This window comes from Nocardia mikamii NBRC 108933, assembly GCF_001613505.1.
In the GTDB taxonomy this organism is placed as follows: Bacteria; Actinomycetota; Actinomycetes; order Mycobacteriales; family Mycobacteriaceae; genus Nocardia; species Nocardia mikamii.
This window is the reverse complement of sequence record NZ_BDCM01000003.1, coordinates 157,840-183,630: the sequence shown is the minus strand read 5'-3', so window position 1 is coordinate 183,630 and position 25,791 is coordinate 157,840. Positions and strand designations below refer to the sequence as shown.

21 protein-coding genes are annotated in these 25,791 nt (G+C 68.9%); 12 read left to right on the top strand and 9 right to left on the bottom strand.

What is annotated here, in order from left to right; all coding sequences use genetic code 11:
- Positions 1-121 precede the first annotated feature (121 nt).
- Positions 122-484, top strand: coding sequence for an FKBP-type peptidyl-prolyl cis-trans isomerase (locus tag NMI01S_RS02340; protein ID WP_062994368.1), 363 nt, complete (start codon positions 122-124; stop codon positions 482-484).
- A gap of 6 nt (positions 485-490) precedes the next feature.
- Here the strand turns inward: NMI01S_RS02340 and NMI01S_RS02335 are convergent, their stop codons facing one another.
- From NMI01S_RS02335 to NMI01S_RS02315, 5 genes are all read right to left on the bottom strand, one after another.
- Entirely contained in the window at positions 491-1,657 is a 1,167-nt protein-coding gene (locus NMI01S_RS02335) for a YhgE/Pip domain-containing protein (protein WP_062994367.1), read from the bottom strand.
- Between the two features lie 76 nt (positions 1,658-1,733).
- The gene (locus tag NMI01S_RS02330; RefSeq protein ID WP_062994366.1) at positions 1,734-3,116 is read right to left on the bottom strand and encodes a sensor histidine kinase; all 1,383 of its coding nucleotides are present in this window, start codon (positions 3,114-3,116) and stop codon (positions 1,734-1,736) included.
- Positions 3,117-3,153: 37 nt separating this feature from the next.
- Entirely contained in the window at positions 3,154-3,858 is a 705-nt protein-coding gene (locus NMI01S_RS02325) for a response regulator transcription factor (protein WP_387248391.1), read from the bottom strand.
- A gap of 76 nt (positions 3,859-3,934) precedes the next feature.
- Positions 3,935-4,315, bottom strand: coding sequence for a hemophore-related protein (locus NMI01S_RS02320; RefSeq protein WP_062961902.1), 381 nt, complete (start codon positions 4,313-4,315; stop codon positions 3,935-3,937).
- 131 nt (positions 4,316-4,446) lie between these two features.
- Positions 4,447-6,558 (bottom strand): AMP-binding protein, encoded by a 2,112-nt coding sequence (locus NMI01S_RS02315; protein WP_062994364.1) that lies wholly within the window; start codon positions 6,556-6,558, stop codon positions 4,447-4,449.
- Between the two features lie 318 nt (positions 6,559-6,876).
- Between NMI01S_RS02315 and NMI01S_RS02310 the strand changes: the two genes are divergently transcribed.
- The 7 genes from NMI01S_RS02310 to NMI01S_RS02280 all read left to right on the top strand — a co-directional run bounded on the left by NMI01S_RS02310 (position 6,877) and on the right by NMI01S_RS02280 (position 15,545).
- Positions 6,877-10,539: an ATP-binding protein gene (locus tag NMI01S_RS02310; RefSeq protein WP_084512323.1), complete on the top strand. Its 3,663-nt coding sequence runs from the start codon at positions 6,877-6,879 to the stop codon at positions 10,537-10,539.
- Complete coding sequence (locus NMI01S_RS02305) at positions 10,536-10,949, top strand: roadblock/LC7 domain-containing protein (protein WP_011207200.1); 414 nt, start codon at positions 10,536-10,538, stop codon at positions 10,947-10,949. Before NMI01S_RS02310 ends, NMI01S_RS02305 begins: the two co-directional genes overlap by 4 nt.
- 7 nt (positions 10,950-10,956) lie before the next feature.
- Positions 10,957-11,331, top strand: coding sequence for a DUF742 domain-containing protein (locus NMI01S_RS02300; RefSeq protein ID WP_025347064.1), 375 nt, complete (start codon positions 10,957-10,959; stop codon positions 11,329-11,331).
- Entirely contained in the window at positions 11,312-11,914 is a 603-nt protein-coding gene (locus NMI01S_RS02295) for a GTP-binding protein (protein WP_174553921.1), read from the top strand. Before NMI01S_RS02300 ends, NMI01S_RS02295 begins: the two co-directional genes overlap by 20 nt.
- A gap of 93 nt (positions 11,915-12,007) precedes the next feature.
- Positions 12,008-13,831: an acetyl-coenzyme A carboxylase carboxyl transferase subunits beta/alpha gene (locus NMI01S_RS02290; RefSeq protein ID WP_062994363.1), complete on the top strand. Its 1,824-nt coding sequence runs from the start codon at positions 12,008-12,010 to the stop codon at positions 13,829-13,831.
- Between the two features lie 169 nt (positions 13,832-14,000).
- Positions 14,001-14,600 carry a Uma2 family endonuclease gene (locus NMI01S_RS02285; RefSeq protein ID WP_062994727.1) on the top strand — a complete coding sequence of 200 codons (600 nt, stop codon included), beginning with the start codon at positions 14,001-14,003 and terminating at the stop codon, positions 14,598-14,600.
- A 90-nt stretch (positions 14,601-14,690) separates the two neighbouring features.
- Positions 14,691-15,545 carry an aldo/keto reductase gene (locus NMI01S_RS02280; RefSeq protein WP_062994726.1) on the top strand — a complete coding sequence of 285 codons (855 nt, stop codon included), beginning with the start codon at positions 14,691-14,693 and terminating at the stop codon, positions 15,543-15,545.
- A 67-nt stretch (positions 15,546-15,612) separates the two neighbouring features.
- Here the strand turns inward: NMI01S_RS02280 and NMI01S_RS02275 are convergent, their stop codons facing one another.
- Positions 15,613-16,872, bottom strand: coding sequence for an NAD(P)-binding domain-containing protein (locus tag NMI01S_RS02275; RefSeq protein WP_062994362.1), 1,260 nt, complete (start codon positions 16,870-16,872; stop codon positions 15,613-15,615).
- A gap of 79 nt (positions 16,873-16,951) precedes the next feature.
- Here NMI01S_RS02275 and NMI01S_RS02270 point away from each other — a divergent pair, with 79 nt between their 5' ends.
- From NMI01S_RS02270 to NMI01S_RS02255, 4 genes are all read left to right on the top strand, one after another.
- On the top strand, positions 16,952-17,677 hold the full coding sequence (locus NMI01S_RS02270; RefSeq protein WP_062994361.1) for an enoyl-CoA hydratase: 726 nt from the start codon (positions 16,952-16,954) through the stop codon (positions 17,675-17,677).
- A complete protein-coding gene (locus NMI01S_RS02265; protein WP_062994360.1) occupies positions 17,677-18,828 on the top strand; it encodes an MBL fold metallo-hydrolase in 1,152 nt (383 codons plus the stop codon). Before NMI01S_RS02270 ends, NMI01S_RS02265 begins: the two co-directional genes overlap by 1 nt.
- A 32-nt stretch (positions 18,829-18,860) precedes the next feature.
- On the top strand, positions 18,861-19,145 hold the full coding sequence (locus NMI01S_RS02260) for an antitoxin (RefSeq protein ID WP_062994359.1): 285 nt from the start codon (positions 18,861-18,863) through the stop codon (positions 19,143-19,145).
- A 108-nt stretch (positions 19,146-19,253) separates the two neighbouring features.
- Positions 19,254-21,698 carry an ATP-dependent DNA ligase gene (locus tag NMI01S_RS02255; protein ID WP_062994358.1) on the top strand — a complete coding sequence of 815 codons (2,445 nt, stop codon included), beginning with the start codon at positions 19,254-19,256 and terminating at the stop codon, positions 21,696-21,698.
- 111 nt (positions 21,699-21,809) lie between these two features.
- On the opposite strand, the gene NMI01S_RS02250 is transcribed toward NMI01S_RS02255, so the two are convergent.
- The 3 genes from NMI01S_RS02250 to NMI01S_RS02240 form a co-directional block, all read right to left on the bottom strand.
- Entirely contained in the window at positions 21,810-22,487 is a 678-nt protein-coding gene (locus NMI01S_RS02250; RefSeq protein WP_245716674.1) for a DUF8020 domain-containing protein, read from the bottom strand.
- A 224-nt stretch (positions 22,488-22,711) separates the two neighbouring features.
- Positions 22,712-23,449, bottom strand: coding sequence for an energy-coupling factor transporter transmembrane component T family protein (locus NMI01S_RS02245; protein ID WP_062994357.1), 738 nt, complete (start codon positions 23,447-23,449; stop codon positions 22,712-22,714).
- Positions 23,446-25,725: an ATP-binding cassette domain-containing protein gene (locus NMI01S_RS02240; RefSeq protein ID WP_084512187.1), complete on the bottom strand. Its 2,280-nt coding sequence runs from the start codon at positions 25,723-25,725 to the stop codon at positions 23,446-23,448. Before NMI01S_RS02240 ends, NMI01S_RS02245 begins: the two co-directional genes overlap by 4 nt.
- Between the last annotated feature and the right edge of the window lie 66 nt (positions 25,726-25,791).

Sequence of the window (25,791 nt, the reverse complement as noted above, 5' to 3'; positions counted from 1 at the left end):
CTGGCCGCGAATTCGGCCGAGCCAACTGTCGTGTGAAACACGGTTTGGCGGGCAACGCTATGGTGAACTCTTTATTGGTTTATCCACAGAACGATTTATCCATCGCAACGGAAGAGGACGCATGACCAAGCCGGAAGTCGAGTTCCAGGAAGGCCCCGCGCCCACCACGCTGGAAGTGCAGGATCTGGTCGTGGGCGAGGGAGCCGAGGCCGTACCCGGCGGCACCGTGGAGGTGCACTACGTGGGCGTCACCTACGACACCGGCGAGGAATTCGATTCGTCCTGGAACCGTGGCGAATCCATCACCTTCCCGCTGCGCGGTCTGATCCAGGGCTGGCAGGACGGTATTCCCGGGATGAAGGTCGGCGGCCGCCGCCAGCTGACCATCCCGCCGGAGCTGGCCTACGGTCCCGAGGGCTCCGGCCACCCGCTGTCGGGCAAGACGCTGATCTTCGTCATCGATCTGCTGAACGTCGTCGAATAGGAACGTTCACTGCCGGACGATCTCGACCGGATCGGACAGATTCGTCGCCAGGACGGACTGCTGGGATGTGCTGTGTGCCGGTAATGCGGTGAGGGCCTTGCCGGTTTGATCGGTCAGATTCGTCGAAATCCGCTGCATCTGGGTGACCCCGCCGGTCACCGCTCCCAGCGCACCCTGCAGTTGGGTGGTGGCCTGATCAGCGAGCTGCGGAATCTGCCCGGCCAGGGCGGCGCCCTGGTCCAGCTGGGCGGTGGCCGAGGTCAATCGGTTCGCGGCATCGCGCAGGATGGTGCCGAGGCCGGTATTCGGATCCGTGCTGCTCCCGGTCAGCCGGGCCACGCCCGCCAGTTGGGTGTCGGCCTGGCCGGCGATCGAGCGCAGTGCCTCCAGCTTTCCGATGATGTCGGTGAGCTGAGGATCCGCCGCGAACGGCAGCGCTCGCAGCAGCGGCAGGACCTGGTCGAGCCCGGTACTCATCGCGTTCGCACCGGCACTGATCTGCCCGATGGTCAGTCCGGTGGCATCGAAGGCGCCGGCCATGTTCTCGGCCTGATTCGTCGCCTGACCCAGCGTGCTGTGTACCTGGCCGAGCTGCGAATTCAGCGTCGCCGCACCGGATTTCGCGGAATCCAGGAAACCCAGCATCTGCTGGGCGCCGCCGGTGAACTGTCCGGCGGCGTCGGAGGCCGTCCGCACGCCCGCGTCGAGCAGCTGGGACGTGAAGGCGGCCTGCTGCATCGAGCCGCGCGCGTTCGCGACCGCGGCCAAGGTCTGATCCACGCCGGCGGCCGCGATTCGCCGCGTCACCGCCGCGACCGCATCGTCGACCGCGGCGGTGTCGGCGTGCTCGTTGGTGGCCACGGTCAGCTGTGCTCGATGCGGTCGTGCCGTGGCGAGGGTGGCCAATGACGAACTGAGGTCGGCGGGCAGGGTGATCACCGCGGCGTGATCGGTGGTGCGAGCGCCCGGTTCGGCCACGGTCCAGGTGTCGTCCTCGGATTGCAGCGCCTTCACGATGCGGGCTCCGGCGGGGCCGGTATCCGCGTTGACGATCGCGATATCGGTCGGCGCGGCACCACCCCGGGTGGCGGCGATCACCCCACCCGTCGCCGCACCGGCGACCACCAGGGTCACCACACCGAGCACTGTCCAGTGAAAACGTCTACCTGCCACGCCGTTCGACGGTAGCGACGGTGGCTGCGCGAGTATTGGCGGATATCTGAGGGTTCGGTGAGGGAACTCGGACGAGTCAGATTTCCGGCGATGGCGGTGCGGACATCGGCCGGTCCGGCAATTCCAGCACCAGGCGCACACCGCCGAGGGTGCCGTCATCGAAATAGGCTCGGCCCCCGTGCAATTGGGCCTGTTGCGCGACCAGGGCCAGGCCCAGCCCGGAGCCGCCCTTGGTGGCGTTGGCGCCGCGGATGAAGCGGTCGAAGACGGTCCGCCGTTCCTCGGCCGGGATGCCCGCGCCGTTGTCGTCGACAGAGATCACGATCCAGCCGTCGGGGCGGCGATGCGCCGACACCAGCGCCTGAGTGGCGCCGCCGTGGCGGGCGGAATTGGTGAGCGCGTTGTCGACCGCCAGCCGCAGTCCGGTCGGCAGGCCACGGGTGATCAGTTCGGGATCGGTTTCGATGCGGACGGTGAGTTCCGGGAAGTGGCGCATCGCATCGTGGGCGGCGTGATCGACCAGATCGCCGACATCGGTTTCGACGTGGTCGCCTTCGTCGGTCAGCTCGCCGGCGGCGAGCCGTTCCAGCGCGGCGAGCGTGGCCTCCACCCGGCCCTGACTGCGCTGCAGATCGCCGAGGATCTCCGCGCGCTGCTGCTCGTCGAGGTCCAGGGTGCGCAGCACCTCGAGATCGGTGCGCATCGCGGTGAGCGGGGTGCGCAGTTCGTGCGCCGAGACGGCGGCGAAATCGCGGGCCGTCTCGAGTGCCGCCGCGGTTTCGGCCTGGGCGAACTGCACTCGCTCCAGCAGTGAATTCACTGCCTCGGAAAGCTTTTCGGCCTCCCAGACGCCGGATCCGTCCACCCGGACCTCGGCCGTGCTGGTGCCGCTGCGCGCACTCACCTGCCGGGTGAGATCGCGGATCGGGCGCACCGCGCCGCCACCGAACACCCAGCCCAGCCCGGCCGCCGCCGCCACCGCCAGCCCGGCCGCGAACAGCACCCAGCGCCGCTGCTCGGACATGGTGTGATAGGCGTCGGTCAGCGGGATCGCGATCGATACGGTCCGTCCCTCGGGCTGATTCTCGGTCGTGGTCAGCACCCGGAACGGCGTGCCCCCCAGCGTGACCGTATGTGAACCCGGGTCCTCGGCCGGGAGGCGCACGCTGGTGGAGGCGATGATCTCACCGTGGTCGCGGACCGTCACCGCCATATCCTTGTTCGGGGTCACCAGCGACAGCACCCCGACCGCGATGAGCGGCTGCATCAGCACGATGCGCGAGGCGATGTTCAATTCCTGGTCGGCCTGGGCGAGATTGTTGCGGCCCAGTGCCACCACCGACACCCAGCTCAGCACCGCGGTGATGATGATCGCGCCCAACGCCGCCGCCCCGGCGACCCTGGTGCGCAGCGAATAGGAATGTCGCAGCCCGAAGCGCCGCCGTCCCGGTGCGGTCATCCCGCACCGGCGCAGGTCGTTTCGGCGGGCGCGCCGGTCATTTCGGCATCCGCAGCACGAAGCCGACGCCGCGGATGGTGTGCAGCAGCCGGGGGGTGCCGTCGGCCTCGAGTTTGCGACGCAGATAGCCGACGAAGACGTCCACCACATTGGTGTCCGCGGCGAAGTCGTACCCCCACACCAGCTCCAGCAGTCGTTCCCGGCTCAACACCACCCCGGCGTTGCGAGCCAGTGTGGACAGCAGTTCGAATTCCCTTTTGGTGAGCTCGATTTCGTTACCGTGCAGCAGGGCGCGATAGCCCGCCACATCGATCTCCAAGGGGCCCACGGCGATCGAGCCCGGCGCCGCGGCGGGGGCGGTATCGGTGCGGCGGCGCAGCAGCGCCCGGATCCGCGCCACCAATTCGGCGAGGACGAACGGTTTCACCAGATAGTCGTCCGCGCCGGATTCCAGTCCGGCGATCCGGTCGCCGACCGAACTGCGCGCCGAGAGCACGCAGATCGGCACCTCGTTGCCCATCGCACGCAGCGCGGTCACCACGCCGGCGCCGTCGAGCACCGGCATGTTCATATCGAGCACGATGGCGTCGGGCGCCTGTTCGGCCACGCTGCGCAGGGCCGCGGCGCCGTCGCGGGCGATGACAACCCGGAATCCGGACAGTCGCAAGCCGCGTTCCACCGAGGACAGCACATCCTCGTCGTCGTCGACCACCAGCACCGTCGGATTCTCGCTGCTCGCCACGGTGTGCAGTGTAATTTGACCGCGCGGCCCCGGGGGTGGCCCGAGGCCCGCGCGAGTTGCCGACCCGGTGCCCGGGTCAGTAGTTGTGGCAGGAATCGGCGACTTCCTGAATCGTCTGGCTCAGACCGGCGGCCCGCGGGTCCTGCTGGGCGCGCTGCGCCTCGTCCGGATGCTGGGCCAGATACTGCTGGAATTCGGCGCGGCGCTGTTCCACCGGCTGATCGAATTTGGCCTTCAGCTCTGCCTTCTGGTCCGGATTGTTGTCCAGGATCGAAGCCAGCTGCGGCGCCTTGTCGTGCAGGGCGGCGTCGACCTGAGCGAAGCTGCAGGTCGAATTCAGCAGCGGCGCAACCAGTTCGGTCGGACCCGCGGATGCGGTGGCGGGGACCAGCAGGGCGGCCCCGGCGGCCAGGCCCGCGGCGGTGAGGGTGGTTGCGGCAAATCCGCGAATGCGCATGATTCTCTCTCCCTGTGCGTCGGCACGTACGTGTCCGGCACGGTATCGCCGGAGTCTGGGGCGCGCGTGAACCGATTCTGAGAAGACTCTGAACCGGCCCCGGGTGCGCGCCCGACACTCGAATGCCCCGATCAGGAACCGATACTCGAGCCGTTCGTACTCGCGGCCGGGTCGGCCGTGCTCTCCGCTGCCGAGTCGGCGGTCGGATCGGTCCCGGCGAGCAGTTGATCCTCCAGCGCGATGAGCACCGCGGGATCCTCGATGGTCGCGGGCATCTCCCACGTCTCGCCCGAGGCGATCTGGCGGATGGTGCGGCGCAGGATCTTTCCGGATCGGGTCTTCGGCAACGCCCGGACCACCGTCACGTCGTGCAGGGTCGCGATCGCGCCGATCTGCTCGCGCACGCGGGCGATGATCTCGGCCCGCAGCTGCGCCAGTTCGATGTCGACGCCGTTCTTGAGCACCACGTAGGCGATCGGCAGCTGCCCCTTCAGTTCGTCGGGCACTCCGATCACCGCGGTCTCCGCGACCGCCGAATGTCCCGAGATCGCGGCCTCGATGCCGCCGGCCGAGAGCCGGTGCCCGGCCATATTGATCACATCGTCGCTGCGGCCGAGGACGTACAGATATCCGTCCTCGTCGAAATAGCCGGAGTCGCCGGTCAGATAGTGCCCGGGGTAGGCGGACAGATAGGAGCGGCCGAAGCGTTCGTCGTCGCGCCACAGGCCGGTCAGCGAGCCGGGCGGGAGCGGGAGGCCGATCACGATATTGCCCTCGGCGCCGGTGGCCACCGCATCGCCTTCGTAGTCGAGGACGCGCAGGCGGTAGCCGGGTACCGGAACCGAGGCCGAGCCGGGTTTGATCGGCAACTGCTGCAGGCCGAGCGGGTTGGCGCACACCGGCCAGCCGGTTTCGGTCTGCCACCAGTGGTCGACCACCGGGCAGTCGGGCAGGTCGGCCAGCACCGTCTCCCGGGTCCACTCGTAGGTGGCCGGGTCGAGCCGTTCGCCGGCGCAGAACAGTGCGCGCAGCGAGGACAGATCGTGGCGGCGGGCCAGCGCGGCATCGGGATCGGCGCGGCGGATCGCGCGCAATGCGGTGGGGGCGGTGAACATCACGTGCACCCCGTACTGTTCGACCAGCCGCCAGTAGGTGCCGGAGTCGGGCGTACCGATCGGTTTGCCCTCGAACAGTATGGTCGTCGCGCCGACCAGCAGCGGGGCGTAGACGATATAGGAATGGCCGACCACCCAGCCGATATCGGAGGTGGTCAGCATCACCTGACCGGGGGAGACGTCGTAGATGTTGCGCATCGACCAGGCCAGCGCCACGGCGTGGCCGCCGTTGTCGCGCACCACGCCCTTGGGTTTTCCGGTCGTGCCCGAGGTGTAGAGGATGTAGAGCGGATCGGTCGCGGCCACCGGCACCGGGTCGGCCGGTTCCGCGTCGCGGACCATGTCCTCCCAATCCAGCCAGCGGGCCGCGATGGTGGCGGTGGAATCCGGCAGGGTGTCGGTGGCCGGCTGCGGGGCGGCGAACCGGATGGTCGGGAAGCCCTCGCGTTGCTTCACGACCACATTCCGTGGCGCGGTGGTGTGCACCTGGTCGAGTGCCTGCAGCACGATGGGCGGGTATTCGAGGCGCTTGTTCGGTTCCAGGCCGCCGGAGGCGGTGACGATCAGGACGGGTTCGGCGTCGTCGATGCGGGCGGCCAGTTCGTGGGCGGCGAATCCGCCGAAGACCACCGAATGCACCGCGCCGATCCGCGCGCAGGCCAGCATCGCGATCACGGCCTCGGGGATCATCGGCATGTAGATCACCACGCGGTCGCCGGTACGCACCCCGAGCCGCAGCATGGCGCCGGCGAACCGGGCGACCTCGGCCAGCAATTCGGCGTAGGTGTAGACGACTGTGGCGCCCGTCATAGCGGAGTCATATATTAAGGCGGGCTGATCCGCGCGACCGCCCGTTTTTTCGGAAATGCCCGTTTCGGCGGCGGTATCGGTATCGTCGTTCGTCGAGGCGGGTTCCGCTGTGAGATCGCGCACATGCCGATCGAGGGCGTTGTAGGAGGTGTTGAGGCGAGCATCGGGAAACCACCGAGCCGTCGGTCGTGCCGTGGTATCGAGAATCTGTTCGGGCGCAACGTCCCAGCTGATCGCCTCGGCCGCGCTACGCCAGAAGTCCGACGGATCGACCAGGCTGGTCTGGTAGGTGGGCCGGTACTCCTGCTTCGCGTTCAACCGTATGACTCCCTGCCTCGCATCGATGCCCGCCTCGATAGATCAGCCTGATTGTGGCAGACTTCACGCGACGTCCGGGCGGCCGCCGCGACCTTTGATTTTGGCTGGAACAGCCAGGTCAACGGCTGGTGGTTGCCAAGAGGTCACACAAGAAGTTATTGATCCGTTAGAATCGCATGTCACCTATTTCGGCCGTCATGGACGCAATTTCTCGGCCAGCCGCAGTTCCCGGCCCGTTCTGCTTATCGAGCCGCGCGTGCGATCGTGGAGGCTCGCCGATGGCGCGTGGCTGGGGCCAGTTTGGAAAGTGAGTTGGAGATGCGTGACGCCGCTAGGCCCGTTGGGAAGCGCTGGGCGCTCGGCAACTGGGACCTGCGCTGGAAGGTTACGGCCGTGCTGGCCGTGCCGCTGCTCGTCGCGGTGGTACTCGGTGCTTCCAGGATCGCGTCCGAGTTCAGTGACTCGAGCCACCTGGATCAGGCCGTCGAGCACGTCGAGGCGATTCCGGCCGTCACCGGCCTGAGTGGTGCCGCGGCCACGGTCGCCGGTGGCCAGATGGCCGCGATCAGCCCGACCCAGTCGCTGGTTCAGGACGCGGACCTGACGCGACTGGACGGCGCCATCCAGACCGCGCAGAAGGCCACGGCCAAACTGGACGGCGTTCCGGGTGCGCGCGATGCGATCGAGCAGATGATCAAGGGCGCCCAGGCGGTGCGCGACCAGGGCACCAAACCCTCGCCGGTCCTCGCCGACGCGATCGCCCAGGAAGAGGCGATCCGCCAGAACAGCGTCCGCACGGTCGAGGAGATCGTCTCGACCATCTCCGACCCCGGCGTCGACGCGGCGAAGCTGCGCCTGGTCGACTCGCTGAACACCCGCGCGGTGATGGTCCAGGAGATCGCGGCCTCGGCCAAGACCCTGACCGGTGACGCCAAGGGCGGTCTGCACGACTTCCAGGTCGCCGGCAACACCGAGAAGTACATGCTCGACCTGCTGGCCAAGCGTCTGCCCGAGAACGATCCGACGATCGCCGAGCTGAACGGCTTGCTGCAGAACCGGATCACCATGACCAGCGGGCCGAACGTCGACGTCGGCCAGCTGCCGCTGATGGATATCAAGCAGTCGCTGGTCGACAGCCTGAACGGCTACACCAAGATCGTCGGTTCCTCGACCCAGGACATCACCTCGCGGGTGAACGACCTGGCCGGTAACGCCCGGACCGGCGCCATTCAGTACGCGATCATCGTGGTCCTGACGATTCTGGCCGCGCTGATCTTCGCCGTGCTGGTCGCACGGGCCATGATCGTGCCGCTGCGCAAGCTGCGCCTGGCCGCGCTGCGCGTCGCCGAACACGACCTCGGCTACGAGGTCTCGCGCCTGCGTGACGGCGCCAGCCCCGAGGATGTGCCGCTCGAGCCGATGCCGGTGCACACCGAGGAAGAGGTCGGCCAGCTCGCTCGCGCGGTCGACGACATCCACGGTCAGGCCCTGCGCCTGGCGGCCGACCAGGCCTCCATGCGTACCCAGGTCAACGATATGTTCGAAACCCTGGCGCGCCGGTCGAAGTCACTGGTCGACCATCAGCTCTCGCTGATCGAGGCGATGGAGTACGACGAGAAGGACCCGCGCCTGCTGGAGAACCTCTTCCGGCTCGACCACCTCGCCGCCCGTATGCGCCGAAACGGCGACAACCTGCTGATTCTGGCCGGCACGCGGCAGCGGCGCAGCAAGTCCGCGCCGGTCGAGATCGCGGACGTACTGCGTGCCGCCATCTCCGAGGTCGAGGACTACGAGCGCGTGAAGCTGGGCGCCACCCCGCGTGGCGCCATCACGGAACCGGCCGCCTCCGACCTGGCGCACCTGTTCGCCGAGCTGCTCGACAACGCGCTGCGCGCCTCGCCGCCGGAGACCGACGTCAAGTTCACCTTCGCCCAGGCTCACGACCAGGGTCTGCTGATCGAGGTCGCCGACCGCGGTATCGGTATGCCGCCCGCCGAGATGGCATCGATCAACCGGCGCCTGGAGACGACCGCCGAGGTCGGTGCGGACACCGCGCGCCACATGGGTCTGTTCGTCGTCGGCCGGCTGGCCGAGCGGCACGGCCTCAACGTGCGCCTGCGCCCGACCTTCGACACCGCCCGCGACCCGGGTGTCACCGTCACCGTGCACGTGCCCAAGGCGATCATCGTGGCGCCGTCGGGCGGAACGGTCTCGCTGCCGGATCAGTCCGGTGAGCAGATGTCGGTGCCGCCCCAGCGGCCGTCCGTGGCGTCGTCGATGCAGATGCGCGGCGTCACCCGGACCCCGAGCGGCAACATGATGGTCACCGTGGATCCGGGCGTGAGCGGGCCGATTCCGATCACGCCGGCCGCGGATGCCGGCGACGACCGCACGGTGCGCACCAACGGTGCCGCCGCCGCGGCGAACGGTTCGGCCGCGGGCGGACTTCCGCAGCGCCAGCCGGGCGGTGCGGTTCCGGGCGGGCTGCCGCAGCGGCAGCCGGGCGCCAACGGACCGGCCGCGCGTCATCCGCTCGCCGACGCCGAGCCGGGCACGGGCTTGCCGCAGCGTGAGCCGGGTGCCAACGGACCGCAGGCTCCCAAGGCGCAGCCGAACGCGAATCTGCCCCAGCGCGGCGGATCCCCGACGGCGCAGCCGACCTCGGGTCTGGCCGCCAATATGCTCAAGCGTCAGCCGGGTGCGGCGGGTCAACCGCCGCGGCCGGGCCGACCGACCGGACTGCCGCAGCGGCCGCCGGCCGGGGGTAACGGCCTCTCGCAGCGCGAAGGCGGTCTGCCACAGCGTGATTCGGGCTCGAGCCTGCCGCCGCGGGAAGGTGGCCTGCCGCAGCGCGGCGGCTCCGGCCTGCCGCAGCGGCCGCCCGCCGGTGAGGACCGCCCCGCGGCCGGCCTGCCGGCCCGCGAACTCGGCGCCAACGGCCTGCCGCAGCGGACTCCGGGCACCAACGGCGCCCCGGCGCGTGAGGGGGGCCTCCCGCAGCGGGAATCCGCGAGCGGTGGTCTGCCGCAACGGGAACCGTCCAACGGCGACCTGCCGCAGCGCGGCGCCGGAGGCGGCCTGCCGCAGCGGACGCCGGGTTCCAACGGCGCGCCGTCGCGCGAGGGTGCGCCCACCGGTCTGCAGCGCGATGCCGGTAATGGTCTGCCGCAGCGGGACGCCGGCAGCGGTCTGCCGCAGCGCGACGCCGGCAGCGGTCTGCCGCAGCGGAATGCCGGAAGTGGCCTCCCGCAACGGGATTCGGGCAGCGGTCTGCCGCAGCGTGGTGCCGGTGGTGGACTGCCGCAGCGCGAAGGCATCGGCGGACTTCCGCAACGCGACGCCGGAAGTGGTCTGCCGCAACGAGAGTCGAATGAGGGTCTGCCGCAGCGTGCCCCGGCCGCGGGCGGTCTGCCGCAGCGGCAACCGGGCGCCGGTCTGCCGCCGCGGCCGGAACCCACCCCGGGGCTGAGCCTGCCCGGACGTCATGCGCCGCAGCGGGACAGCTCCGCCGCGGACGCGAATGCGGAATCCGGTGAGGGTCGCGAACGCGGCCGTCACAGTTACCGGTCGAATCCGCAGAAGACGGCATCGTTCTTCCAGACCCGGCTGCAGCCCGCAGCCGACGCCGGCCCGTCGGAAGGGGGGAGTCCGATCTTCGCCGAGATGATGTCGGCGTGGCTCGCGGACCCCAACCCGGACCGGTCCCAAGTCGCCGCCTCCTTCGAATCCCCAGGTGACGAAGGCTGGCAGGCTGCCCGGCGGGCAGTGGAAACCTCGTCGGAGAAGCGGACGGCGGCCGGATTGCCGCAGCGCGATCCCGGTAATCGGCTGGTCCCCGGTGGTGTCACCGGGCGGGCCGATCGGACGCCGAGCCGCGACCCAGAGTCGATCAGGTCAAGTCTGAGTCGTCACCAGCAGGGCGTCCGGGATGGCCGCGCAATGGGAGCAATGAACCTAACCGGAGATAAAGGAGACCGATGAACCCCGATCTAGGTGGTACGAACCGTCAGCTGGATTGGCTGGTTTCGAACTTCGCCAACGAGGTTCCGGGCGTCGCTCATGCCGTGCTGGTTTCGGCGGACGGCCTGTTGATGGCCGCGAGCGCTCAATTGCCCGTTGACCGTGCCGAACAGCTGTCCGCCGTGACCGCAGGTTTGGCCAGCCTCTCTGTCGGCGTTTCGAACCTGTTCGAAGGCGGCACGGTACTGCAGTCCGTGGTCGAGATGGAACACGGTTACCTACTGCTCATGGCAGTCGGTGACGGGTCCTATCTGGCCGTGCTGACGAACACGTCCTGCGATATCGGCCAGGTGGGCTACGAGATGGCTCTGCTGGTCGAGCGGGTGGGCCAGACAGTCCAGGCCACACCTCGCGTCACGATGGGTTCCTGATGGTGGGATGGACATAGACAACCAGCACGTGGGGAGCGCCGAGCCCAGCCTCGTCCGTCCGTACTCGCTGACCGCCGGTCGTACGCGGCCGACGGTGGAGTTGGCATTGGAGGCGCTCGTCGCATCGCATCCGGTCGCCCTGGAGCGGCAGTTCGAACTGACCAACATCGAGACGTCAATCGTGGAGTTGTGCAGAGAATCGCCATCTGTCGCGGAACTGGCTGCCCGACTGGGTATTCCGATCGGGGTGGCTCGAGTGCTCGTCGCCGACCTCATCGAGGCGGGACATGTTCGAGTTTCGGCGACTTTGAAAGACGATTCGAGCGACGATGAACGTCGCGAGCTGATCGAAAGGGTTCTCAGTGGACTCCGGCGTATTTGATTCGACGGCCCAGGTCGATACCCGCAACGCCAAGCCAACCTCCGCGAAGATCGTGGTGGCCGGTGGCTTCGGTGTGGGTAAGACGACCTTGGTCGGTGCTGTATCGGAGATCGTTCCGCTGCGCACCGAGGCTTTGGTGACCAACGCCAGTGTGGGCGTTGACAGCCTGACCGCCGTGCCGACGAAGGCCACCACCACGGTGGCCATGGACTTCGGCAGGATCAGCCTCGCCGACGATTTGGTGCTTTATCTGTTCGGCACACCCGGCCAGTACCGATTCTGGTTCATGTGGGACGACCTGATTCGCGGCGCCATCGGGGCGGTAGTGCTGATCGACACCAGACGGCTGGAGGATTCCTTCGCCGCCGTCGACTACTTCGAGGCTCGTGGGCTGCCGTTCCTGGTGGCCATCAACGAGTTCGACGACGCACCGCGGTACCCCCTGGAAGACATCCGCCAGGCGCTGGCCGTCCCGGCGGACGTGCCGATCATGTCGATCGACGCGCGCCGCCGCGAGCCGGTGAAGCAGGCGCTGGTCTCGGTCACCGAGTACGCGCTGCGCAAAGTGGTTCAGGGTTACTGATACGCCGGCGACCGGCCGCACGACGCGGCCGCGTCGGCGCGCGGTGGCGCCACGACCGCCGATCGCCCGCTCCGGCGCGGTTACGCTCGGAGCGTGAAGATCTCGGCGCGTGAGTTTTTCGACGGTGTGCTCGATCCCGGTTCGTATCGCGGCTGGGATCGAGAACCGATCGAGGTGACCACTGCGCCGGCGTATCGCGCGGAACTGACCGCCGCGGCCGAGCGCAGCGGCACCGACGAATCGGTGCTGACCGGTGAGGGGCGGTTGCGCGGGCGGCGCGTCGCGGTGATCGCGTGTGAATTCGGCTTTCTCGCCGGATCGATCGGCGTGGCGGCCGCCGAGCGGATCGTCACCGCCGTCGAACGCGCCACCGTACTGGGTCTGCCCCTGCTCGCCTCGCCCACCTCCGGCGGAACCCGTATGCAGGAGGGCACGGTGGCCTTCGTGCAGATGGTGAAGATCGCGGGCGCGGTGGCCACACACAAGTCGGCCGGCCACCCCTATTTGGTGTATCTGCGCAATCCCACGATGGGCGGGGTGTTCGCCTCCTGGGGTTCGCTGGGGCATATGACCTTCGCCGAACCCGGGGCGCTGATCGGGTTCCTGGGCCCGCGAGTGTACGAAGCGCTCTACGACCGGCCCTTCCCCGAGGGCGTGCAGACCGCGGAAAATCTGTATCGCAACGGGGTCATCGACGGGGTGGTGCCGGTCCGGTTCTTTCGCCGGATCGCGCACCGCATGTTGAATGTCGCGGTTCCCGTCGCGGGACAGGCGGATTCGCAATCCGTCGCTACATCCGCGCAGGATTTCCCGCTCACCTCTCCTGTCGACGGCGGCGGTGCCACAGGGTCGGCCGAAAAGCCCGCCGAGTCGGGCGAACGCATGTCGGCGGCCGACTCCGATGCCGCCCAGGATATGGGAGGCGCCGAGGCGTTTTCGCCATCCGCAGCGCCGAATGCCTCGACACCACAGGCGGATTCGAGTAGTGGACACTCGGCCGCAGATGCGCCGGTCGTCGATGATGCGAGTTCGCTGGGAGTCGGGCGAAGGGCGGCATCGGGTGCTGGACGAACAGTTGCAGCGGATGCCGACCGAGCGGGTGCGCCGGGTGTGGGTCGAGCGGGTTCGCCGGGCGCTGAGGCCGCGGATACACCGGCGTGGGAGTCGGTGCTGATCTCCCGTGATCCCCGGCGCCCCGGCATTCGCGAGCTGTTGCGGCAGGCGACCGATCGGGTGCCATTGAGCGGTACGGGGCAGGGCGAATCCGACCGCACCGTCGTCCACGCCATGGCCCGCCTGCGCGGCGAGCCGTGCGTGATCTTCGGTCACGACCGGGCCGGCCAGACCGGTGAGAACACCATGGGGCCGGCGGCATTGCGCGAGGCGCGCCGCAGTATGCACCTCGCCGCCGAACTCCACATTCCGTTGGTCCTGGTCATCGATACCGCGGGCGCGGCGCTGTCCCAGGAGGCCGAGGAGCGCGGCCTGGCACCTGAAATCGCCCGCTGCCTGGCGGATCTGGTCACTCTGGCCACGCCGACCGTGTCGGTACTGCTGGGCCAGGGCACCGGCGGTGGGGCATTGGCCCTGCTGCCCGCCGACCGTGTCCTCGCCGCGACTCACGCTTGGCTGGCACCACTGCCGCCGGAAGGTGCCAGCGCGATCGTCTTCCGCGATACGGCCCATGCGCCGGAGCTGGCTGCCGCCCAACGAGTCGGCGCGTCCGATCTGTTCACCGATGGCATCGTCGACCGCATCGTCGCGGAGTACCCCGACGCCGCCCACGAACCGATCGACTTCTCCCGCCGCATGGTCGCCGCCATCGCCGAGGAATTGGCGGGTCTGCGAAGACGTCCGACCGACGACCTGCGCGCTCTTCGGCACAGCCGCTACCGTCGGCTGGGCGTTCCCGGCTGAACGTGCGGTCCCCTGTTCCGGCCGCGCGTCGCGGCGCGTTCGGCGGGCAGTCGGGTCCACGGTCGCTGTGCCGCTGCGCCGGCCGAAGCCGAGCCACAGAAGGATGCCTGGTCACATGCGATACTGGTCGAGTCAGATCAGTCGGTCACCAATGCGGAGCGAGGACTCGATGACAGCCGATCCGATGCCGAGCGACGATCGCGCACGCCCGCGATGGCCCGTGCCGCCACCGGAGGGATACACCGCCGACGATCTCGAACGACTGCCCGACCTTCCCCCACATACCGAGCTGATCGACGGGAGCCTCGTCTTCGTGAGCCCGCAGATGATGTTTCATATGCGCGTCATCAATTATCTGGCTCGAACGCTCGGTGACCAGGCTCCCGGCAACCTGGAGGTGTGCCGGGAAATGACGGTGACGCTCGGGAGCCGGCAACGCCCTGAACCCGACATCATGGTGGTCTCTGCCGACGCCGTCGCCGACTTGGCGACCACGACCTTCGCTCCGGACGACGTAGTTCTCACAGTCGAGGTGGTCTCGCCCGATTCCGAGGAACGCGACCGCAAGCGCAAGCCACTTCTCTATGCCGAAGCGGGGATTCCGCATTTCTGGCGGATCGAGAACGCCGACGACCGCGCCGTGGCCTACGTTTACGAATTGGACCCGGCTACCAAGCAGTACGCGCTCACCGGCATCCATCACGATCGGCTGCACGTGCGTGTCCCTTTCGACATCGACCTCGATCTCGGCCGGGCAACCGAGCGCTGACGTCCGGGGTTCAGCCAGTCGAGCTCGTGCGATTCGAACACGCAGGTGCGCGTCGTTGACGGCTCGGCAAACCGCTTCTACGGTCGGACGGTGACCTTTCGCAGCGAGAGCAGCACAGTACCGTCGGTGATTCTCAACGACGGCCATCTGATTCCGAGGCTGGGCTTCGGGGTCTTCCAGGTGCCGGAGGGACAGACCTTCGACACGGTCACCGCCGCTCTGGAGGCGGGGTACCGCAGCATCGACACCGCGGCGGCGTACGGGAACGAGGCCGAGGTGGGGCGGGCGATCGCCGAATCGGGGCTGGCGCGCGACGAGGTCTTCATCACCACCAAGCTGTGGAATGCCGACCAGGGGTACGACTCGACCCTGCGCGCGTTCGACGCGAGTATGAAACGGCTCGGGTTCGAGTACCTCGATCTGTATCTGATCCACTGGCCGGTCGCGAGCGCGGATCGCTACGTCGACACGTTCCGCGCGTTCCAGTCGCTGAAGACACAGGGCCGCATCGGCTCGATCGGTGTCTCCAACTTCCAGCCGGAACACCTGCGGCGGGTGATCGGGGAGACCGGTGAGGTTCCGGCCGTGAACCAGGTGGAGCTGCATCCCGCGCTCGCGCAGAACACACTGCGTGCCTTCCATGCCGAGCACGGCATCGCCACCGAGGCGTGGAGTCCGCTCGGCCAGGGCGCGGAACTGAAAGATCCCACCGTGGCCGCGGTCGCCGAACAGGTGGGCCGCACGCCCGCCCAGGTCGTGATCCGGTGGCACCTGCAGCTGGGCAATATCGTCATTCCGAAGTCGGTGAATCCCGAGCGCATCCGGGAGAACTTCGATGTATTCACCTTCGAACTCGACGCCGAGCAGATGACCACCCTCAACGCGCTCGACACCGGCAGCCGTGTCGGCCCGGATCCCGACACTTTCGCGATGGGTCTCGACTGAGTCGGCGCAGCGAACCGATGTATCGGATCGCATCTGCCGATTCCCGGCTGGTGGCGGACCGAACCACTCAGGGCAGACCCAGGTAGCGCGTGAGCTCGACCGCTGCGGCGCGTCCCGCTCGGTTGGCGCCGATCGTGCTGGCCGACGGCCCGTATCCGATCAGGTGAATACGCGGGTCGGCCGCGACCTGGGTGGCAAGGTGCCCCGTCATCGTGATGCCGCCGCCGGGCCCGCGCAGTCGCAGCGGCGCCAGGTGGTCCAGTGCGCTGCGGAAACCGGTGGCCCAGAGGATCACATCGGCGGCCCGGAAGCTGCCGTCGGCCCAGCGCACGCCCTCCGGTTCGATGCGGGCGAACATCGGGTGCCAGGTCAGCGCGCCGCGCGCGCGGGCGGCGCGAATCCGGTCGTCGACCGGCAGCCCGGTCACCGACACCACCGACCGTGGCGGCAGACCCCGTCGCACGCGGTCCTCGACCATCGCGACCGCCCGGCGGCCCTCGTCGGGCCCGAACGGGCCCTCCCGCCAGCGTGGCTCCGTCCGCGACACCCACGTCGTGCTCGTGACCTGGGAGATCTCGTCGAGCAGCTGGACGGCGGAGATCCCCGCGCCGACCACCACGACGTGCTTACCGGCGAATTCCGCCGCGCTGCGGTAGTCGTGGGCGTGCAACTGCCGCCCGGCGAAGGTTTCCGCGCCCGGATAGTACGGAATGAACGGCTTTTCCCAGGTGCCGGTCGCATTGATCACGCCACGCACGCGCAGGGTCCGGCCGGTGGCGCCCGGTAACCCGGTCGGCGCATCCGTTGTTCGCCCCGAATCGGCGGCCGTGGGCGGCTCGTCGGAACCTGTTGCGGCCGAGAGGTTTTCGCCGATTGTGGTCTCGACATGCAACAGCCCGTCCACCGACGTCCCCGGACATGTTGCGGTGCTGGCTCGGTCGCACACCACCCGTACCGATACCGGCCGGCGAACCTGCAGGTCGAACCGCTTTTCGTACAGCTCGAAATAGTGCGGCACCGCGGTGGCGGCGGGGACGGAATCCGAACCGGCCGGCAGGGTTTCGGTGAACGACATCCCCGGCAGGTCGTGCACTCGATTCACCGTGCTCAAAGTCAGTGAAGGCCAGCGGAATTGCCATGCGCCACCGGGGCCGGGGGAGTGGTCGACGATGACGAAATCGACTTCCGGGGTCAATCCGAGCCGCCGCAGGTGATAGCCGACCGACAGACCGGCCTGGCCGGCGCCGATCACCACAATCTCGAAATCGGGTGCGGTCACCGCCGTCACAGTACGCGTCGGGTGCGTTGCGGCAACTGTCCGGCGCATACAGTGGAGTCGATACCGACCGGCGGGTGCGGTGAGGTGCGCCCCCGGAAGAGAAACCGCGCGAATGGGGAGAGGTCAGATGCTCGCAGTGAGCCGGGATGGTGACGTGGTCACCATCGAATTGCAGCGCCCGCAGCGCCGCAACGCCCTCAACGACGAGTTGGTGGCAGCGTTGCGCGAGGCCGTCACGTCCGCGGCGGCCGACGCGCGGGTGATCGTGCTGACCGGTCAGGGTCCGATTTTCAGTGCCGGCGCCGATCTGTCCGGCGTCTACTCGTCGGATTTCCTCGACGGACTGCTCGGTCTGTTGCACACCATCGAAACGGTCCCGGTGCCGGTGATCTCCGCCATCAACGGCGGCGCGCTCGGTGCCGGCGTGCAGTTGGCGCTGGCCTCCGACCTGCGGGTGATGAGCCCGGATTCCTATATCGCCATTCCGGCCGCCAAGCTGGGCATCTCCGTGGATCGCTGGACGGTGCGCCGGCTGGTCTCGCTGATCGGCGGCGGCCCGGCGCGAACCGTACTGATGGGTGCCGAGAGCGTAACCGCCTCCGACGCATACGCTTTCGGCTTCGCCAACCGCCTCGGCACGCTGGCCGACGCGCAGGAATGGGCGAAGTCGATCGCCCAGCTCGCCCCGCTCTCGCTGCGTCACCTCAAGCTGGTGTTCAACGACGACGGCACCCGCGGCGAGGACACTCCCGAGCAGCGCGCCGCCCTCGAGGCCGCCTGGCGCAGCGCCGACGCCGAGGAGGCGCGGCTGGCGCGGGAACAGAAGCGCGCGGCGAAGTTCGTGGGCCGCTGATGGCCGGCACCGAGATCGTCGCGGCCGCCCGCCGCGCGGCGCTGGCCGCGGCCGGGCTGGTCGGACTGCGCTGGGTGGCACGGGCGGCGTGGCGGATTCCCGTGGAAATGGGGGCGTCCGCCGCCGCCATCGCACCGCTGGCGACGCGGTCGGCGAGCTACCGCGACCGGCAGTTCCACAACACCGAACCCAGCAGCCAGATCACGCCCGGCTCGGGTGCGTCCCTGCTGCTGTCGGCACTGACCCGTCGCGATGTGGGGCGGCCACCGGCGCAGATCCCGCTGGCCAGCGCCGAACATCCCGAGCAGGCGGCCGAGCTGGCGGTGACCTGGTTCGGCCACGCCACCGCGCTGATCGAGGTCGACGGCTACCGCATCCTCACCGACCCGGTGTGGAGTGAGCGGGTCTCGCCGTCGCCACTGGTCGGCCCGGCCCGGTTGCATCCGGTGCCGGCGCCGCTGTCGTCGCTGCCCGCACTGGACGCGGTGGTCATCTCGCACGATCATTACGACCATCTGGACCGTGAGACCGTGCGCGCGCTGGTGGCCGGTCAGGACGCACCGTTCGTGGTGCCGATCGGGATCGGCGCCCATCTGCGCAAATGGCAGGTGCCGGAGGCTCGCATCATCGAATTGGATTGGAACACTTCCACGTCCATCGCGCGCCCGGGGCACGGTGAGCTCACCGTCACCTGCACCGAGGCGCGGCACTTCTCCGGGCGCGGCTTCACCCGCAACACCACGCTGTGGGCGTCGTGGGTCTTCGCGGGCCCGCGAAGACGAGCATATTTCGGCGGCGACACCGGATACACGAAGGCGTTCGCCGAAATCGGCGCGACCTACGGCCCCTTCGATCTGACCCTGCTGCCGATCGGCGCCTACGACGTGCACTGGCCGGATGTGCACATGAATCCCGAGGAGGCGGTGCGCGCCCACGCCGACGTGTGCGTCGGCGACGCCGAATACGGCATGTTGGTGCCGATTCACTGGGCCACGTTCAACCTGGCCTTCCACGGCTGGTCGGAACCGGTCCGCAGACTTGTTGCAGCGGCGCGTGCAGCGGGTACCCGGGTAGTGGTGCCCCTTCCCGGCGGGCGGATCGATACCGATGCGGTATCACCGCAGGTCTCCTGGTGGGAGGATGTGCGCTAGCAACGCAGTCGACGAGTGAAGGAGTGGGCTTCATGAGTTTGATGGATACGCTCAAGGGTCTGGTGGGTAAGGGCCGCGACGCGGCCTCACAGAACGCGGACAAGGTGCACGGGGCGGTCGACAAGGCCGGTGGCTTCGTCAACGAGAAGACCGGGGGCAAGTACTCCGATCACATCGACAAGGGCACCGAGGCCATCAAGAAGAACATCACCCAGCAGGGCGGCAACACCCCGCCGCCGGCGCCCGAGCCGCCCGCCGCGCCCCCGCAGACTCCGCCCGCCACGCCGCCGCAGGCGCCGCAACCGCCGGAGGGCTGAGGGGGAGGCGGGATGCCCGGTTCGCCCGGGCTCACTCGCCGATCGACGACGGGCACCGCCGGAGGTTCACTCCTCCGGCGGTGCCCGTTTTCGCTTTACACTGCGACTATGGCGGGGCGCCGCGAGTTCGGGGGCATCGAGGTCGGTCTGACCAACCTCGACAAGGTGCTGTACCCGGCGACGGGCACCACCAAGGGTGAGGTGATCGACTACTACACCGCCATCGCACCGGCTCTGCTGCCGCATATCGCCGATCGTCCGGTGACGCGTAAGCGCTGGCCCAACGGGGTGGGCGAATCCTCGTTCTTCGAGAAGAATCTGGCCGCGCACGCACCGAAATGGATCGAGCGGCGGCCGATCGAACATTCCGATCGCCGGGTGACCTATCCGGTCATCGACTCGGTGGCCGGTCTGGCCTGGCTCGGACAGCAGGCGTCGTTGGAAATCCATGTCCCGCAATGGCGTTTCGTCGACGGCTCCCGCGGCCCGGCCACTCGCATCGTCTTCGATCTCGATCCCGGGCCCGGAGTGGAACTGGCCGATTGCGCGTCGGTGGCATTGTGGATTCGCGACACCGTGCGCGACGCCGGTCTCGACGCCTTTCCGGTGACCAGCGGCAGCAAGGGTATTCACATCTACGTGCCGCTGGATCGGGTGCTGAGTCCCGGCGGCGCCTCGACGGTCGCCAAGCAGCTGGCCACCGGCCTGGAGAAGCTGCATCCGACCCTGGTCACGGCGACGATGGCGAAGGCCGTGCGGCCGGGCAAGATCTTTCTGGACTGGAGCCAGAACAATCCGGCGAAGACCACCATCGCGCCGTATTCGATGCGCGGGCGCGAGCAGCCGACGGTGGCGGCGCCGCGCAGCTGGGACGAAATCGCCGATCGACACCAGCTGCGGCAGTTGCGTTTCGACGAGGTGCTCGAACGCTGGCGCTCCGACGGGGACCTGCTGGCCGGCCTGGATCCGCCGCTGGGCAGTGCCGGTGCGTCGGACCCGCTGCAGACCTACCGATCCATGCGTGACCCCGCTCGCACCCCCGAACCGGTTCCGCCCGGCCCGCCCGACCCCGGTGCGGGTGATCGCTTCGTGGTGCAGGAACACCATGCCCGGCGACTGCACTGGGACGTGCGGCTCGAACGCGATGGTGTGCTGGTGTCGTGGGCGGTGCCGAAGGGTCCGCCGACCTCGCCGTCGCAGAACCGGCTGGCCGTGCACACCGAGGACCACCCCCTGGAATATCTGCATTTCCACGGCACCATCCCGCGTGGCGAATACGGGGCCGGGCAGATGACGATCTGGGATTCCGGCACCTACGACACCGAGAAGTGGCGCGCGGACGAGGTGATCGTCCAGTTTCACGGCGAGCGCCTCGACGGCCGCTACGCCTTCATCCGCACCGACGGCAAGCAGTGGTTGATGCACCTGATGAAATCACAGGTCGCAGAGCCGGAGGAGGATGCGGGACAAGGCAGTTCGAGCGACGGGCAGTACGCCGCCCGGCAGGACGGCGCCGTCGAACGTCGGCTTTCCGAAACCGTTGGCGCGCACGGTGATTCCGCAGCCCGCACCGTAAGCCGCACCGAGGCGCGGCCTGCGGGAGCCGAGGCAGATACGCCGAACACGGCGGCTCCGTCCCGAGAAGGCGGGAACGGCGCGCGGTCCGGCGCCGAGTTTCCGCGCGGGCTGTCACCGATGCTTGCGACCTCCGGGGATGTGGCGAAACTCGGAGCGCGGGACTGGGTCTTCGAGACCAAATGGGACGGGTTCCGGGTCATCGTCGAAATAGACGACGACGGCGTGGTGATCCGCAGCCGCGCCGGCAATACCGTCACCGGCCGTTATCCGCGGATCGCCGAGCTGGGGCGGCGACTGCGGGGACATCGGATCGTGCTCGACGGAGAAGCGGTCGTGTCCGACGCCGAGGGGGCGTCGAATCTGGCTCTGCTGCAGGCGGATCCGGCGCAGGCGGACTTGGTCGCGTTCGACGTGCTGTATCTGGACGGCACCTCGCTGCTGCGCAAGCGCTACGCGGATCGGCGGCAGGTGCTGGAGGCGCTGGCCGAGGGCGTGCCCTCGCTGCTGGTTCCGCCGCGTCTGGACGGTTCGGGTGCGGACGCCCTGGAATACAGCCGCGAGCATCGTCTCGAAGGGGTCGTCGCCAAACGCAAGGATTCGGTCTATCTGCCCGGCAAGCGCGGCCAGTCGTGGATCAAGACCCGCAACTGGCGCACCCAGGAGGTGATCGTCGGCGGCTGGCGGCGCAGCGCCGCACGAGAATTCGCCTCCCTGCTGGTGGGCGTCCGCCACGAAGGCGAGCTGTACTACATCGGTCGCGTGGGCACCGGCTTCAGCGATCGCGAGATGTCGGAGCTGACCGCGCGGCTGCGCCCGCTGCGCCGCAAGACCAGCCCCTTCGCCAACGAGCTGACCGCCGATGAACGCAAGGATGCCGTCTGGGCGACGCCGAAGATCACCGGCACGGTGCGGTATATGAACTGGACCGAATCCGGGCGGCTGTGGCATCCGGCGTGGGTGCCGGAGGAGAAGTAGCGGGAGCCGCCGCACGTTGCGGCAATGTGGCTCTCGCGGAACGGGACTCGGCGGCCGCGACCGGGTGGGTCGCGGCCGCCGGGCAGGACTCGCACGAGAGCTACCGCGACCTCAGTTCGTGATGGTGTCGTTCCACTTGGTCGTGCCGGCCGGGGCGGCCAGCGTGCTGACGAGGTCGACCCCCGCGATGATCAACGCCGGTCCGCCGACCACGATCGTGCCGATGATGGCTCCCACCGTTGCGCCGGTGATGAATCCGGCGATGATGCCCGGGCCGGTGGGCAGGGCGGCCGCCGCCCCGATCACACCGCCGATGACCGCGCCGGCGGCAGTGCCGACGAAGCTACCGATTGCCGTCGCGAGCCCGAACTGGGTGGCGAAGGCGTTCATCGCATTCTGATTCTCCCGCAGCGACGCCACCGGCGTCACCGGAACCGGCCGGGCCGCCGCGGCGTCCTTCACCACGGTCAGATCCAGGACCCGGGCATCGCCGCGCACCTGGTGGGGCATGGGGTACTCCAAGCCGTCCTGCCGGAAGGACAGCGGCAGCGTCACGAGTGTCCGGCCGCCGGTGTCGGTGACGTCGACGGTGCGACCGTCCGCATCGACGCGGAAAAAGCCGCCGTCGAGAGTGGTTTCGACGGTGTTGCCCGTCAGGTGGGTCTCGTAGCGCACCGTGGGTGCGCCGGTATCGGCATGGACGGTACCTGCCCCGAGGGCGACGGCCACCACTGCCGGAAGGGCAACAGCGGCGAACTTGCGCAGAAACATTCCGGTTCCAATCTCCATCAGGAAGACATTCGGCAGCCGAAAACGACGCGCGCTGAGAACCCAATACCCCCGACGTATTTCAACCCCTGCGCGTGGAGCCGTGGTCCGGCTAACTCACGGAAGTAACCGTACCTTCACCGGGTCGCAAAGTGGAGCGAATTCGATCCGCTGACTTGGTATTTCGCAAAGCGAATAAGTTTGCCCGGTTCTGTCGCTGATCGCTGACTGTTTGCCCCGGCGAGTTACAGCAACACGCCGATTGCCGCCGCGCCGCCGCACACCACCACCGACACGATCAGGGCGAGGTAGTCGGCGCGGTGGGGTCCGGCCGGATGGGCGGTCAATTCGCCCGTCCCGCCGCGTGCGGTGATGGCCTCACCCAATTCGCCGGCCCGGCGGGTGGCGACGGCCATGGCCGCGGTGAGAATGTCCACGAGCGGATTCGCGGCTCCGCGCGCCATGGAACCGTCCTTGGGACGTAGCCGGCGGGCGGCGCGCAGCACCCGGATCTCGTCCATCAGCAGCGGCAGTCCGCGCAGGGTCAATGCCACGACGACCGCCCATTCGTCCACCGGAATCCGCAGAACCCGCAGCGGCGCACCGAGTTTGGCGAGGGCGGGGGCGATCTCGCTCATCGGGGTGGTCCACGCGATCAGGAACGAGGTGGTCAGCAAGATCAGCCCGAACAGGGTGACCTGAACATACCGCAGGACGGCGGTTCCGCCGGTGGGGATGGTGATCAGTCCGCCGAGCGCGATCAGCGCCCAGAACCACCACGGCAGCCGTGGCAGCGTGCCCAGCGGCAGCCGGGCGGTCAGTCCGATCGCGATCAGGAAGGCGACCACCACACCGAGAACCGGCCACGTGGGCTGCAACATCAGCAGGACGCTGATGAAGAAGGCGACGATCATCTTGGTTCCGGCCCAGAGCCGATGGATCGGGCTCTCGACCGGAACTTCGCGCAGCAGCACCATACTCATCGCGCACCTCCGAGGGCGTCGCCGTGCCGGCCCCGGCTGTGCCGCTTCCTGCCCCGCGCTCGGTCCGGTTCGAGGCGAGCACCGTCGGTGCCCGCCTGAACGGGTTCGGACCGCGTGCCCGCGATCCCGGCTTCCCCGCGCCCGTCGCCGTCGGCGGGCGGACCTACCACCGGTTCGGCCGGCCCCGGAGACGCCGCCGGGGCGCCGGCGGTATCGGCCGGACTGTCGGCGGCGGCCGCGGCGGCGGGCAGGCTTTCCAGAATCAGACCGGATCGCAAGTGGACCGTGCGGTCGCAGACACTCTCCATATCGGCCACGTCGTGTGAGATGACGATCAGTGTCAGTCCCGAATCCCGCAGCCGGGCGAGCAGTTCCACCACTTCCGCGCGGCCCTGCGGATCGAGTCCGGCCAGGGGTTCGTCGAGCACCACGACCTGCGGGCGGCTGGCGACGATCGCGGCGAGGACCACGCGCTTGGCCTGACCGCCCGACAGTTCCTCGATCGAGCGTGAGGCCATCGCCCGGTCGAGTCCGACCGCGTCGAGGGCGCGGCCCACCGCACCGGAACCGGTGCCGTGCCCGCCCCAGTCCTCGATTTCGGCGCCGACGGTCTGGCGCTGCAGTTGCAGCCGGGAATGCTGGAAGGCCAGCTCGACCGCGCCGATGCGCTTGTGGACCGGCCGGGATCCGGTGTAGTCGCACAGCCGGCAACTGCCGGTGGTCGGCACGACGAGTCCGGCCATGATCCAGGCCAGGGTGGATTTTCCCGACCCGTTGCCGCCGACCACGAGCAGCGTCTCGCCGCGGTGGACGGTCAGATTCACTCCGCGCAACGCGGTCGCCGCCCACGGGGTGCCGCGATTGTAGGTGTGGCGCACATCCCGCAGTTCCAGCAGCGGTTCGCCGATCGGGCAGCGCCGCAGATTGCGGACCGGGCGCGGCCAGGTCGGCAGATGCTCCACCTGGCGGCCACCGGAGAGATGGATGACCCGGTCGGCGGCCGCCGCGTCGGCCTCGTGGTGGGTGACCAGCACGACGGCCATCCGGTGCCGGGCGGGCAATCCGGCCAGCAGCGCGACCAGTTCGCGCCGGCCGTCCGGATCGATCATCGAGGTGGCCTCGTCGGCCACGAGCAGTGCGGGATCACGTGCCAGCGCGGCCGCCACCGCCAGACGCTGTTGCTGGCCGCCGGACAGGGTCGCGGTCTCGGCGCCACCGAGCCCGCTCAGCCCGACCTCGCACAGCAGCGCCTCCACGTCGACGGCCCGCGCGGCCTCGGCGGGCAGGCCCCACACCACGTCGTCGGCGACCAGCACTCCGAGGGTCTGGCTCTCGGGCCGCTGCAGCACCACCGCGGTGCCGCCGATCACGCCGAGCCCCGCCGAACCGGGACGTTCGACCGTGCCGCCGGTGGGCGGTAGTCCGGCCAGCAGGCGGGTCAGCGTGGATTTACCGGATCCGTTGTGGCCGACGACCGCGACGAATTCGCCGATCTCGACGCTGAGGTCGATATCGGTCAGCGCATCGGCACGCGCCCCCGGATAGCGGAACGACACGCCGCGCAACCGCACCGGCACCGGCGCGACCGCCCGCGTATCGGCCGGCGCGTCCAGCCGGTCCCGCCCCGGCAACCATTCCAGCCGGTCCAGGACCGATCCGAGGACGAACCAGGAGAACACCGCGGTGAAGACCACGCCGAGGAACACGCCGCCGCCGATGTAGAGCCACCACCAGGCCAGCACACCGTCGGTCACCGAGACGACGCCGTTGCCCAGCGATTCCAGTTGTTGCTGCCGGGAGAGCATGTGATCGATGCCCTGGGCGATATTGCGCACGTTGTCGAAGACCAGCCGGCGCGAGGCGGCGAACAGGAAGAGCATGCCGACCGAGAACGTCGCCCAGATCAATCCGGCCAGTGACGACAGGCACAGGACGGTGATCAGTCCGCGTCGCCGCCGTTTGACGGTGCCGATGATGCCGCCGATCGTCGCGGCGCTCACCACGGTCGCCGCCGGCACCAGACCGGCGGCGACGAAACTCACCAGGGTCGCGGCGACAGTCGCACCCAGGATCGCGCGCAGCCGGTAGCGCTGCGCCAGCAGCCCCATCGGCACCGCGGCGACCAGATTGAGGGCCGCCGCGTAGGGCACCACCGAGCCGATGGTCACCAGCCCGACGGTCACCCCACCGAGGACCGCCGCGGTGGCGAGTTCGACGGGGCGCAGCGGGCCGTGAGCGATTCGCGGCTCGGCGCCGGGGGATGGAGGCGCGGTCACGGCTCAAGTCTGCCAGCACCGGCGGACTGCGGGACGGCCCTCGCGGGGGCGAAGGGCTCACGCGGG

What these genes read in the sequence shown, in the direction of transcription:
- NMI01S_RS02300 (WP_025347064.1), top strand. Translation starts at nt 10,957, where the DNA reads ATGGACATAGACAACCAGCACGTGGGGAGCGCCGAGCCCAGCCTCGTC.
- NMI01S_RS02340 (WP_062994368.1), top strand. Translation starts at nt 122, where the DNA reads ATGACCAAGCCGGAAGTCGAGTTCCAGGAAGGCCCCGCGCCCACCACG.
- NMI01S_RS02330 (WP_062994366.1), bottom strand. Translation starts at nt 3,116, where the DNA reads ATGACCGCACCGGGACGGCGGCGCTTCGGGCTGCGACATTCCTATTCG.
- NMI01S_RS02255 (WP_062994358.1), top strand. Translation starts at nt 19,254, where the DNA reads ATGGCGGGGCGCCGCGAGTTCGGGGGCATCGAGGTCGGTCTGACCAAC.
- NMI01S_RS02250 (WP_245716674.1), bottom strand. Translation starts at nt 22,487, where the DNA reads ATGGAGATTGGAACCGGAATGTTTCTGCGCAAGTTCGCCGCTGTTGCC.
- NMI01S_RS02285 (WP_062994727.1), top strand. Translation starts at nt 14,001, where the DNA reads ATGACAGCCGATCCGATGCCGAGCGACGATCGCGCACGCCCGCGATGG.
- NMI01S_RS02265 (WP_062994360.1), top strand. Translation starts at nt 17,677, where the DNA reads ATGGCCGGCACCGAGATCGTCGCGGCCGCCCGCCGCGCGGCGCTGGCC.
- NMI01S_RS02245 (WP_062994357.1), bottom strand. Translation starts at nt 23,449, where the DNA reads ATGAGTATGGTGCTGCTGCGCGAAGTTCCGGTCGAGAGCCCGATCCAT.
- NMI01S_RS02305 (WP_011207200.1), top strand. Translation starts at nt 10,536, where the DNA reads ATGAACCCCGATCTAGGTGGTACGAACCGTCAGCTGGATTGGCTGGTT.
- NMI01S_RS02275 (WP_062994362.1), bottom strand. Translation starts at nt 16,872, where the DNA reads ATGCGCCGGACAGTTGCCGCAACGCACCCGACGCGTACTGTGACGGCG.
- NMI01S_RS02310 (WP_084512323.1), top strand. Translation starts at nt 6,877, where the DNA reads ATGCGTGACGCCGCTAGGCCCGTTGGGAAGCGCTGGGCGCTCGGCAAC.
- NMI01S_RS02270 (WP_062994361.1), top strand. Translation starts at nt 16,952, where the DNA reads ATGCTCGCAGTGAGCCGGGATGGTGACGTGGTCACCATCGAATTGCAG.
- NMI01S_RS02320 (WP_062961902.1), bottom strand. Translation starts at nt 4,315, where the DNA reads ATGCGCATTCGCGGATTTGCCGCAACCACCCTCACCGCCGCGGGCCTG.
- NMI01S_RS02260 (WP_062994359.1), top strand. Translation starts at nt 18,861, where the DNA reads ATGAGTTTGATGGATACGCTCAAGGGTCTGGTGGGTAAGGGCCGCGAC.